The organism is Brachymonas sp. KE5 (assembly GCF_057773645.1).
This window is the reverse complement of record NZ_CM173463.1, coordinates 1463328-1474566: the sequence shown is the minus strand read 5'-3', so window position 1 is coordinate 1474566 and position 11239 is coordinate 1463328. Positions and strand designations below refer to the sequence as shown.

General features: G+C 64.6%; 12 protein-coding genes. 11 read left to right on the top strand and 1 reads right to left on the bottom strand.

Annotation, left to right across the window (positions count from 1 at the left end):
• The 10 genes from hfq (at position 1) to ACX36O_RS06905 (ending at position 9454) form a co-directional block, all read left to right on the top strand.
• On the top strand, positions 1 to 261 hold the full coding sequence (gene hfq, locus ACX36O_RS06950) for an RNA chaperone Hfq (protein WP_213360738.1): 261 nt from the start codon (positions 1 to 3) through the stop codon (positions 259 to 261).
• A gap of 63 nt (positions 262 to 324) precedes the next feature.
• Positions 325 to 1521, top strand: coding sequence for a GTPase HflX (hflX, locus tag ACX36O_RS06945; protein WP_371698944.1), 1197 nt, complete (start codon positions 325 to 327; stop codon positions 1519 to 1521).
• Positions 1522 to 1795: 274 nt separating this feature from the next.
• A complete protein-coding gene (hflK, locus tag ACX36O_RS06940; protein ID WP_371687068.1) occupies positions 1796 to 3115 on the top strand; it encodes an FtsH protease activity modulator HflK in 1320 nt (439 codons plus the stop codon).
• Positions 3116 to 3160: 45 nt separating this feature from the next.
• Positions 3161 to 4063, top strand: a complete 903-nt coding sequence (gene hflC / locus ACX36O_RS06935) for a protease modulator HflC (protein ID WP_213360735.1) — start codon at positions 3161 to 3163, stop codon at positions 4061 to 4063.
• Positions 4064 to 4073: 10 nt separating this feature from the next.
• A complete protein-coding gene (locus ACX36O_RS06930) occupies positions 4074 to 4265 on the top strand; it encodes a DUF2065 domain-containing protein (protein ID WP_371687061.1) in 192 nt (63 codons plus the stop codon).
• A gap of 80 nt (positions 4266 to 4345) precedes the next feature.
• Positions 4346 to 5524, top strand: a complete 1179-nt coding sequence (locus ACX36O_RS06925; RefSeq protein WP_371687062.1) for an ATP phosphoribosyltransferase regulatory subunit — start codon at positions 4346 to 4348, stop codon at positions 5522 to 5524.
• Positions 5525 to 5581: 57 nt separating this feature from the next.
• The gene (locus tag ACX36O_RS06920; protein ID WP_371687063.1) at positions 5582 to 6988 is read left to right on the top strand and encodes an adenylosuccinate synthase; all 1407 of its coding nucleotides are present in this window, start codon (positions 5582 to 5584) and stop codon (positions 6986 to 6988) included.
• 52 nt (positions 6989 to 7040) lie between these two features.
• Positions 7041 to 7565, top strand: coding sequence for a phosphoribosyltransferase (locus ACX36O_RS06915; protein WP_213360730.1), 525 nt, complete (start codon positions 7041 to 7043; stop codon positions 7563 to 7565).
• A gap of 23 nt (positions 7566 to 7588) precedes the next feature.
• On the top strand, positions 7589 to 8143 hold the full coding sequence (locus ACX36O_RS06910; RefSeq protein WP_371687064.1) for a DUF2062 domain-containing protein: 555 nt from the start codon (positions 7589 to 7591) through the stop codon (positions 8141 to 8143).
• An 87-nt stretch (positions 8144 to 8230) separates the two neighbouring features.
• Entirely contained in the window at positions 8231 to 9454 is a 1224-nt protein-coding gene (locus ACX36O_RS06905; RefSeq protein ID WP_488359550.1) for a PLP-dependent transferase, read from the top strand.
• A gap of 114 nt (positions 9455 to 9568) precedes the next feature.
• On the opposite strand, the gene ACX36O_RS06900 is transcribed toward ACX36O_RS06905, so the two are convergent.
• Positions 9569 to 10240: an arylesterase gene (locus ACX36O_RS06900; RefSeq protein WP_488359549.1), complete on the bottom strand. Its 672-nt coding sequence runs from the start codon at positions 10238 to 10240 to the stop codon at positions 9569 to 9571.
• A 142-nt stretch (positions 10241 to 10382) separates the two neighbouring features.
• Here ACX36O_RS06900 and ACX36O_RS06895 point away from each other — a divergent pair, with 142 nt between their 5' ends.
• Positions 10383 to 11075 (top strand): ABC transporter ATP-binding protein, encoded by a 693-nt coding sequence (locus ACX36O_RS06895; protein WP_488359548.1) that lies wholly within the window; start codon positions 10383 to 10385, stop codon positions 11073 to 11075.
• Positions 11076 to 11239 lie beyond the last annotated feature (164 nt).

The window sequence follows — 11239 nt, the reverse complement described above, 5'->3', positions numbered from 1 at the left end:
GTGAGTAATAAAGGTCAATTGCTGCAGGATCCCTTTTTGAATACCCTGCGTCGCGAGCACGTGCCGGTGTCCATCTACCTGGTCAACGGCATCAAGCTGCAAGGTCAGATCGAGTCCTTCGACCAGTATGTCGTGTTGCTGCGCAACACGGTCACGCAAATGGTCTACAAGCACGCCATTTCCACCATCGTTCCGGGTCGCGCGGTCAATTTTTCCGTCGCGCCCGAGGCCAGCGAATCTGCCGGTTCCGCTGCTGCGTGATTTTCAGCCCCGGCCGCGTTCGCGCGGCGGGCTCCACCTTCCTCCTGGTGCCCTGATTCCCTGATGCAAGACAAGAATGCCGCCCCTCTCGCCGTTCTGGTGGGGGTGGATTTTGGCCTTCCGCATTTCGATGCGGAACTCGAAGAACTCGGCCTGCTGGCCCAGACTGCCGGCCTCGAACCGGTCGCGCGGGTCACCTGCAAGCGCCGCGCGCCCGATCCAGCCCTGTTCGTGGGCAGCGGCAAGGCCGACGAGATCAAGCTGCTCGCCGAGCAGACCGGCGCCTCCGAAATCCTGTTCGACCAGGCGCTCAGCCCCGCGCAGCAGCGCAACCTCGAGCGCGCGCTCGGCATGCCGGTCAACGACCGAACCATGCTCATCCTCGAAATCTTCGCGCAGCGTGCGCGCAGCCACGAGGGCAAGCTGCAGGTCGAACTGGCGCGGCTGCAATACCTGAGCACGCGCCTCGTGCGTCGCTGGAGCCACCTGGAGCGCCAGCAGGGCGGCACCGGCACACGCGGCGGCCCTGGCGAAACCCAGATCGAGCTGGACCGCCGCATGATCTCCGAATCGATCAAGCGCATCAAGGAGCGGCTCGAAAAGGTCAAGCGCCAGCGTGCCACGCAGCGCCGCCAGCGCCAGCGCACCGACACCTTTGCCGTCTCGCTGGTCGGCTACACCAACGCGGGCAAGTCGACGCTGTTCAATGCCCTGGTCAAGGCGCGCAGTTATGCGGCCGACCAGCTGTTTGCCACGCTCGACACCACCACGCGCCAGCTGTTCCTGCCGCAGATCGGCCGCAGCATCTCGCTGTCCGACACGGTGGGCTTCATCCGCGATCTGCCGCACGGCCTGGTCGAGGCCTTCGAGGCCACGCTGCAGGAAGCCGTCGATGCCGACCTGCTGCTGCATGTGGTGGATGCCTCCAGCCCGGAATGGGTGGAACAGATCAACGAGGTGCAGCGCGTGCTGGCCGAAATCGGCGCCGACAAGATCCCGCAGCTGCTGGTGTTCAACAAGCTCGATGCCCTCACGGCCGACCGTGCGCCGGTATTGCTGGCAGACACCTATGCCATCGACGGCGTGCAGGTGCCGCGCCTGTACCTCAGCGCCTGGAAGGGCGTCGGGCTGGATGCGCTGCGCGACCGGATGGCCGAGGCGGCCCAGGCCAAATGGGAACAGGCCTGGCCGGGGCAGGGCGATGGCGATGGCGATGGCGATGGCGATGGCGATGGCCGCGCGAATCCTCCGGCGCCCTGATCCCTGCGCAGAATTTGTCTTTTCCCTGCTGGTATAGTCTTTAGTTCCGGCGGATCGGCCCCATATCCCTTCGCATACCGGTGCATGGCACCGGCCGTGCTGGAGCGTCCTGCTTCGCGCGAAACATGCGCACCTGCCTGCCAGCTCCTGAGAAGTCGCCCCAGACACCATGGATTCAATGAACGAGACCACTTACTCTTCCTCTGGTCGCGCCAAACCTGGCGCTTCCGGGCTGCGCCGTCTGGCGCTGGCCCTGCCGCCCGCATTCCAGCGCATGTTCAACCTGAACGATCCCCGCTGGGGGCGCAACGAGGATGACGCGGACGACCGCCCGGCTGCCGCGCACGAACCGCGCAACCAGCAGGACGACGACCGCCCGCAGCAGCGTCCCGGCAAGCGCCCCGAGCAGGGCCCGCCCGATCTGGACGAGTTGTGGCAGGACCTGAACCGCAAGCTGGGCAACCTGTTCGGCGGCCGTGGCGGCCAGGGTGGTAGCGGCGGCGGTGGCGATCCGCGCTGGAACCCGTTTGCCGGTGGCCAGCCTCCAAGCGGCAAGGGCGCCGGCATCGGCATCGGCATGATCGCCGGCGCGGCGCTGGTAATCTGGCTGCTGAGCGGCTTCTTCATCGTGCAGGAAGGGCAGCAGGCCGTGGTCACGCGCTTCGGCAAGTACCAGTCCACCGTGGGCGCCGGCATCAACTGGATCCTGCCGTATCCCATCGAGCGCCACGAAACCGTCAACGTCACGCAGATCCGCTCCGTCGACATCGGCGGCGACGCCGTGATCAAGAGCACCGGCCTGCGCGACTCTGCCATGCTTACCGCCGACGAGAACATCGTCGAGGTGAAGTTCGCCGTGCAATACCGCCTGAGCAATGCGCGCGACTATCTGTTTGCCAGCCGCAACCCCGACCAGGCCGTGGTGCAGGCCGCCGAAACCGCCATCCGCGAAGTGATCGGCAGCATGCGCATGGACGCCGCCCTGGCCGAAGAGCGCGACCAGATCGCCCCGCGCGTGCGCAAGCTGATGCAGGTCATCCTCGACCGCTACAAGCTGGGCGTGGACGTGGTCGGCGTGAACCTGCAGCAGGGCGGTGTGCGTCCGCCCGAACAGGTGCAGGCCGCGTTTGACGACGTGCTGAAAGCCGGCCAGGAGCGCGAACGCGCCAAGAACGAGGCGCAGGCCTATGCCAATCGCGTGATTCCGCTGGCCGTCGGTACTGCTTCGCGCCTGAAGGCCGAGGCCGAGGGTTACAAGGCCCAGGTGGTGGCACAGGCCGAGGGTGATGCCTCGCGCTTCTCCGCCATCCTGCCCGAATACCAGAAGGCGCCGCAGGCCACGCGCGACCGCATGTACAACGACACCATGAAGGACGTCTACAGCAAGGTCACCAAGATCCTGGTGGATGCCAAGCAAGGCAGCATGCTCTATCTGCCGCTGGACAAGATCCTGCAGAACCAGGCCGCGGCATCCGGCTCCACGCCGGCGCCCAAGCCCGCAGCCCCGGCGGCTGAAACGCCGGCTCCGGCCCCTGCCGCAGCGCCCGCAGCCGACGCCCGCGCGCGCGACTCCGACCGCTCGCGCGAACGCTGAGCCATGGCCTCGACAACCGCATTCCGCTGAAAGAGACACTGTCCGATGAATAAACTCATTACTGCCGGCCTGGCCCTCGTGATTGCCCTGTTGGCCGCCAGCTCCGTCCTGTTCGTGGTCGACCAGCGCCAGTTCGGCGTGGTCTATGCCCTGGGCCAGATCAAGCGCGTGGTCACCGAACCCGGCCTCTACGTGAAGATGCCGCCGCCGTTCCAGAACGTGCGCTTCGTCGACAAGCGCCTGCTCATGCTCGACAGCCAGGACAACGAGACCATGCTGACGGCCGAGAAGCAGCGCGTGGTGATCGACTGGTACGTGCGCTGGCGCATTTCCGATCCCCAGGCCTACATCCGCAACGTGGGCACGGACGAAACCGCGGGCGCCAACCAGTTGCTGCGCGTGGTGCGCAACGCCTTCCAGGAAGAAATCAACAAGTACACCGTGCGCGAGCTGCTCTCCGGCAAGCGCGAGGCCCTGATGCAGAACGTCAAGGCCGAAGTGGTGCAGGCCGTAACGACCGGCGGCAAGACCTGGGGCGTGGAAATCGTCGACGTGCGCATCACCCGTGCCGACTATGCCGAGGCGATTACCGAATCCGTCTATCGACGCATGCAGGCCGAGCGTGAGCGCGTGGCCAACGAGCTGCGTTCCACCGGTACCGCCGAAGGCGAAAAAATCCGTGCCGATGCCGACCGCCAGCGCGACATCACCGTGGCCGAAGCCTACCGTGACGCCCAGCGCGTGAAAGGCGAGGGCGATGCAGAGGCTACCCGCGTCTACGGCGAGTCCTTCGGCAAGAGCCCGCAGTTCGCCAACTTCTACCGCGGCCTGGAAGCCTATCGCAAGAGCTTCGAGAACAAGAACGACGTGATGGTGGTCGACCCGGCCAGCAATGACTTCTTCAAGTCGCTGCGCCAGGGTGGCGCCTCTGTGGGCGGCGGCAACTGATCAGGCTTCCATGCAGGACGATGTGCTGTGGCTGGCATTGGCCTTCATGCTGATGTTCGAAGGCCTGTTCCCGCTGCTGATGCCGGCACGCTGGCGCGAAGTGTTCAGCGAACTCACGCGCCTGCCGGACCAGCGCATCCGCCTGTTCGGCTTCCTGAGTGTGGCCGGCGGGCTGCTGCTGTACTGGATCATCAGCAACTGAACTCGGGCATCGGGTGACGGTTTGTGTCAACCTGATGGATTGCTTGTAAAATCCGGTTTTTAACAGACCTGATATTTCCAATGTCCGCCTGGGTACTTCCCGACCATATCGCTGATGTGCTGCCTGCGCAGGCACGACTGATTGAAGACTACCGGCGTACCCTGCTGGACACTGCGCGCAGCTATGGCTACGAGCTGGTGGTGCCGCCGCTGGTCGAGCATATCGATTCCCTGCTGTCCGGCACCGGCGAGGCGCTGGATCTGCAGACCTTCAAGATGGTCGATCTACTGTCCGGCCGCACGCTCGGCGTCCGTGCCGACACCACGCAGCAGGTCGCCCGCATCGATGCGCACCTGCTCAACCGCGAAGGTGTGGCCCGCCTGTGCTACTGCGGCCCGGTGCTGCATACCCGCCCCGAACAACCTCATGCCAGCCGCGAGCCGCTCCAGTTCGGCGCCGAAATCTACGGCTGCAGCGGCTCCGGGGCCGAACTCGAAATCCTCTCCCTGGCGCTCGATTCGCTCAAGAGCGTGCACACGCCCACAGAGCGCGGCCTGGTGGCCGACCTGACCGATGCGCGCATCGTGCCGGCCCTGCTGCAGCAGGCACCGGAAGTGGTGGTCGACATCGAACGCCTGCAGAATGCCCTGATTTCCAAGAACGCCGATGCGCTGGAGCTGGCGGCCCAGGCGCTGCCGTCCGTCGTGCGCCAGCAGCTGCATGCCTTGCTCGGCCTGTACGGCGATGTGTCCGTGATCGGCAAGGCGCGCAAGGCCCTGCCGGCATTGCCGCAGATCGGCGAAGCGCTGGACCAGCTCGAATGGCTGTGCGAGCATATCCAGCGCACCCATCCGGATATCACCCTGCTGATCGACCTGGCGGATGCCGCCGGCTATGCCTACTACAGCGGCCCGCGGTTCGCGCTCTACCTGCGAGGTTGCAGCGAAGCGCTGGTGCGGGGCGGCCGTTATGACGAGGTGGGCGCCGTGTTCGGCCGCAATCGTCCGGCGGTCGGTTTCAGCCTGGACGTAAAGGCGCTGGCGCGCATGTCCACGCCACCGGCACGCCCGGCCGCCATCCGCGCCGAGTGGCGCGAGGCGCTGGACTGGCGCCAGACCGTGCGCGCGCTGCGTGCCGCAGGTGAAACCGTGATCGTCACTTTCCCGGGGCAGGGCGTCGAGGAAGACACTGCCTGCTGCGACCGTACGCTGGTCGAGCAAGGCGGACAATGGGTGGTGCAGCCCATGTCCGCCGCCTGAGCGGATCGCTGTTCGCGCGATCCCCATAACCCTTTGTTTTGATTGAAGGAACATGCAATGAGCAACAATCTGGCTGGCCAGGCCGCCAAGGGCCGCAACGTCGTGGTGGTCGGCACCCAGTGGGGTGACGAGGGCAAGGGCAAGCTGGTCGACTGGCTGACCGAAAGCGCCAATGGCGTCGTCCGCTTCCAGGGGGGGCACAATGCCGGCCACACGCTCGTCATCAACGGCGTGAAAACCGCGCTGCACCTGATCCCGAGCGGCATCATGCGTCCGGGCGTGAAGTGCTACATCGGCAACGGCGTGGTGCTGTCCGTGACCAAGCTGCTGGAAGAAATCGCCGGCCTGGAAAAAGCCGGCGTCGAGGTGCGTTCGCGTCTGCGCGTGAGCGAGGCATGCCCGCTGATCCTGCCGTTCCACGCTGTGCTCGATATTGCCCGCGAAGCTGCCAAGACGCGCGCCGGCGCCGAGAAGATCGGCACCACCGGCCGCGGCATCGGCCCCGCCTACGAGGACAAGATCGCCCGCCGTGCCCTGCGCGTGCAGGACCTGAAGCATCCCGAGCGCTTTGCCGCCAAGCTGCGCGAACTGATCGAGCTGTACAACCACATCCTGTCCAGCTGGCTGCACGCCGCCGACGTGGACTTTGGCGAGGCGCTCAAGCCCTATCTGGTCAACGGCCAGGTGCAGTACGACGCCGTGTATGCCGAAGCCATGCAGCAGGCCGAGCAGGTCAAGCCGATGATTGCCGACGTCTCGCGCGAGCTGAACGAGGTGCACAAGGAGGGCGGCAATCTGCTGTTCGAAGGCGCCCAAGGCACGTTGCTGGACATCGACCACGGCACCTATCCCTTCGTGACCTCCAGCAACTGCGTGGCGGGCAACGCCGCCGCCGGCGCTGGCGTTGGCCCGGGAATGCTGCACTATGTGCTGGGCATCACCAAGGCCTACTGCACGCGCGTGGGCGGCGGTCCGTTCCCCACCGAGCTGGACTGGGAAACCGAAGGCACGCCCGGCTGGCACATGGCCACCGTGGGTGCGGAGAAGGGCGTGACCACCGGTCGCAGCCGCCGTTGCGGCTGGTTCGATGCCGCGCTGCTCAAGCGCAGCGCCCAGGTCAACGGCCTGAGCGGCCTGTGCATCACCAAGCTGGACGTGCTGGACGGCCTGCCCGAACTGCAACTGTGCGTGGGCTATGAACTGGACGGCGAACAGGTCGACATCCTGCCGCTGGGTGCCGATGACATCGCCCGCTGCAAGCCGGTGTACGAAACCCTGCCGGGCTGGACCGACACCACCGTGGGCGTGACCGAATACGACAAGCTGCCGGAACAGGCACGCAAGTACCTGCAGCGCATCGAGGAAACCACCGGCGTGCCGGTGCACGTGATCTCGACCAGCCCCGATCGCGATCACACCATCATGATGCAGCATCCGTTTGCAGTTCCTGCATCCGGCTGCTGATAACAAAAACACACCGGCCCACAAGGCCGGTTCTTCACTGGGAGGTCCGGCCATGTTGACGGAAGACGGCAAGCATCTGTATATCACCAACGACGAATACCACCGCCTGATCGAGCGCCTGGCGCTGATGGTGCACGAATCGGGCTGGGAGTTCGATACCATCCTGTGCCTGGCGCGTGGCGGCATGCGCCCGGGTGATGTGCTGAGCCGTATCTTCGAAGTGCCGCTGGCCATCATGTCCACCAGTTCCTACCGCGAGAACGACGGCAAGACCCAGGGCACGCTGGACATTGCCCACTACATTACCACCCCGCGCGGCCAGATTGCCGGGCGCGTGCTGCTGGTGGATGACCTGGCCGACAGCGGCGTGACGCTGCAGGCCGTGGTGCAGAACCTGCGCGAGAAATACCCCGCAATCGTCGAGCTGCGCTCTGCCGTGCTGTGGACCAAGGGCGTTTCGGCCTACCAGCCCGATTACTCCGTCGAACACCTGCCCACCAGCCCGTGGATCCACCAGCCGTTCGAGAACTACGACTCGATCCGGCCCCATGTGCTGGCCTCCAGGCTGGCCTCATAGCCTGCAGTGAAAACGACGCGACCATGAGCTTCTTCCGCCGCTGGATCCCCGATCAGGAAACGCTGGAGCGCAGCCGCTGGCTGGCCTGGCTGGCTCCCTGGCTGGGGCAGCCTGCCTTGTGGGTCTGGTCGCGTCATGGTGTGGCGCTGGGCGTTTCCATCGGCATCTTCTTCGGCATGCTGGTGCCGGTGGCACAGATTCCGGCCTCGGCGGTGGCGGCCATCGTGCTGCGTGCCAACCTGCCGGCAGCAGCAGCCAGCACGCTGGTGAGCAACCCGGTCACCTTTGCGCCGGTGTATTACCTGGCCTATCGCCTGGGCAACATTGTGCTGGAGCCCACTGCCCCCAAGAGCGCTTCGGAAAAAGACAGCGAAGCCGAACAAAAGGCCACCGAGTTGCACCAGACTATCCACGGCTCCGAGAAGGTCGGCTTCTGGCAAGGCATCAAGATGATGGGCAAGCCGCTGATGGTCGGCCTGGCGATACTTGCCGTCAGCGGCGGGCTGCTCGCCTATGTGCTGATCAGCCTGATCTGGTCTGCGCATCAGTGGTACAAGATGCGCTCCGGCAAGGAATAGCCAGTTGTATGCCTGACGCTCTAGGGAGTTGCTGTAGCGTGACAGAGGTCTCGGCGGCTGACACCAGTTGCGCGCTATCATGCCGGCATGAAACGCCACGCCAGCACTGACCTCATCCATCACGACTACCAGCCTCCTGCAGAATTCGAGGCGCCGCAACCGCCGGTCTGCAAGGCCTCCACGGTGTTCTTTCCGAACGTGGCCGCCATGCGCGAGCGCACCTGGCTCGACAAGAGCGGCTACACCTATGGCTTGCATGGCACGCCCACCAGCTACACGCTGGAAGAGCGTCTGTGTGCGCTGGAAGGCGGGCGCCACGCGGTGCTGGTGCCCAGCGGGCTGGCAGCCATCGCCTGCGTGAACATGGCCCTGCTGCACAGCGGCGACGAGGTCTTGCTGCCCGACAACGCCTATGGTCCGAGCAAGACCCTGGCCGACGGCGAGCTGGATCATTGGGGTATTGGCTACCGCACCTATGATCCCATGGACGTGAACGACCTGGCCGACAAGATCGGTCCCAATACGCGTCTGGTGTGGCTGGAAGCGGCCGGCTCGGTTACGTTGGAGTTTCCCGATCTGCTGGCGCAGGTGCGCACCTGCCGTGAACTGGGCGTGCTGACTGCGCTGGACAACACCTGGGGCGCCGGCCTGGCCTTCCAGCCTTTCGATCTGCTGCGCAGTGGCGATGAGGAGGCAATCGGTGTGGACATCAGCATTCACGCGCTGACCAAGTATCCCAGCGGCGGCGGCGACGTATTGATGGGCAGCGTGATCACGCGCGACCCGGCGCTGCACAAGCGCATCCTGCTCAGCCATATGCGTCTCGGCTTTGGCGTGGGCATGAACGACGTGGAAGCGGTGCTGCGCAGCCTGCCGAGCATGGCCTTGCGCTACCAGGCGGCCGACCGCTCGGCGCGTCACGTGGCGCAATGGTGTACCGGGCAGCCGCAGTTTGCGCAGGTATTGCACCCCAGCCTGCCTGATGCGCCCGGACATGACTACTGGAAAGCGTTGTGCGTCACGCCCGAGCAGCCGCATGGCGCGGCCGCCGGGCTGGTGAGCGTGGTGTTCGAGCCGCACTATACCCAGGACGAAATCGATGCCTTCTGCGACAGCCTGCGCCTGTTCCGCATCGGCTACAGCTGGGGCGGACCGGTCAGCCTGGTGATGCCGTACGAACTGGAAACCATGCGTGATGCCTGGCCGGAGCATATTGCGCGCGGCACGCTGGTGCGCCTGTGCATCGGGCTGGAAGACCCGCGCGACCTGGAGGCGGATCTGGCACAGGCGCTGCTGACCTTGCCGGTCTGAGGCAACAGGTTCTAGCGGCCCCCCGGGACCGAAGCCATTGTCCGGAGCGGACCGGCGTTGCAAGGAGATCAAGGGGGGCGACGCGGCCCTGCGCAGGGCAGATTGCGTGCCAGCTTACTTCAGCAGCAGTTTCTTCAGCTCGGGCAGCACATTGCCGGCAATTCGGGCTTGTGCCTTCGCATTCGGGTGAATGCGGTCGGACTGGAAGTATTGCAGTGCATCGGGCGCATCGGCCACGCCCTTGAGCAGGAACGGCAGCACGGCTGCCTTCTGGGCCTTGCCCACGTCGGCAAATACCTGGGCGAACTGGCGCGTGTAGCTGGCGCCGTAGTTGGGCGGCACCTGCATGCCCAGCAGCAGTACCTTGGCGCCGGATTGCTGTGCCAGTTGCGTCATGGCCGTCAGATTGGCCTGGGTTTGCGCCAGCGGCAGGCCGCGCAGGGCATCGTTGGCACCCAGCTCTAGCAAAAGCACCTTGGGTTGATGCGTCTTGAGCAGTTGCGGCAGGCGCGCGCGGCCGCCAGCGGTGGTGTCGCCGCTGATGCTGGCATTGACGAGGCGCGCCGGAATTTTGCCTGCGTCGAGCTGCTTCTGCAACAGGGCGACCCAGCCGGTGCCGCGGGGCAGGCCGTATTCGGCGCTGATGGAGTCGCCGACGACAAGGACGGCAGGGACATTGCCGGGAGCAGACTGTGCGGTGGCTGTTGCAGCAAGCCCCGACAGCAACAGGCTCAACGGCAGGGCAACAAACATCCGGCGCGAACGAGGGGGAGTGCTGGTATTCATGATGATAGTTGGAGTGCTGCGGGAGCAGATGGTTCCGGAAGGGGCCGCGTCAGGTGGCATGGCTGCGGAAGGGTTTGGTAAGGAGGGGTAACATGAGACCGTAGCTAGATTTGCCGACCCCGTTCCAAGGATGTCTCCCGTCATGAATATTGTTTCAGTCAATGCTGCTCCCGTTGCGCCACTGCTTAGCGTACAACGTGTATCGAAAACCGTGGAGCAGGCTGACGGGCCCCTGGTGATTCTGCCTGAAACCAGCTTTGAGATATCGTCCGGCAGCACCACTGCCATTGTTGGAGCCTCTGGTTCCGGCAAGAGCACTCTGCTGTCCATCATGGCGGGTCTGGACCAACCCAGCAGCGGCACCGTGGTCATTGACGGGCAGGATTTGTTCGCGCTGAATGAAGACGAGCGCGCAGCCTTGCGTGCGCGAACCATGGGCTTCGTGTTTCAGAGCTTTCAGCTCATGCCCAATCTGACGGCCTTGGAAAACGTCATGCTGCCTCTGGAACTGGCGGACCGGCGTGATGCGCGTGAACGTGCCGCTGCCATGCTGGAGCAGGTGGGTCTGGGCCGGCGCATGCAGCATTACCCGCGTCTGTTATCCGGCGGAGAGCAGCAGCGCGTGGCGCTGGCGCGCGCCTTCGTGGTGGAGCCACTGCTGTTGCTGGCAGACGAACCGACAGGTAGCCTGGATTCGGCTACTGGCGACAGCATCATGCAGTTGATGGTGGATCTCAACCAAGTGCATCAGACGGCGCTGGTACTCGTTACGCACGACAAACATCTGGCCCATCGATGCGAGCGACGGATTGCGCTTGGAACCATGCCAACCTAAGCTGTCGACCTGCTATTACATAGTTATTGCACCTTAATGAATTCTTGGGTTGATCGATAGCGCGTGTGCACCACTTGTTTTAAAACATGAAATCGGTTAATGTGATGTTAGGGTTTGTCATAATTATTTACATGTATTGAAAGTGTTTACAAGCCGGAGGTGCC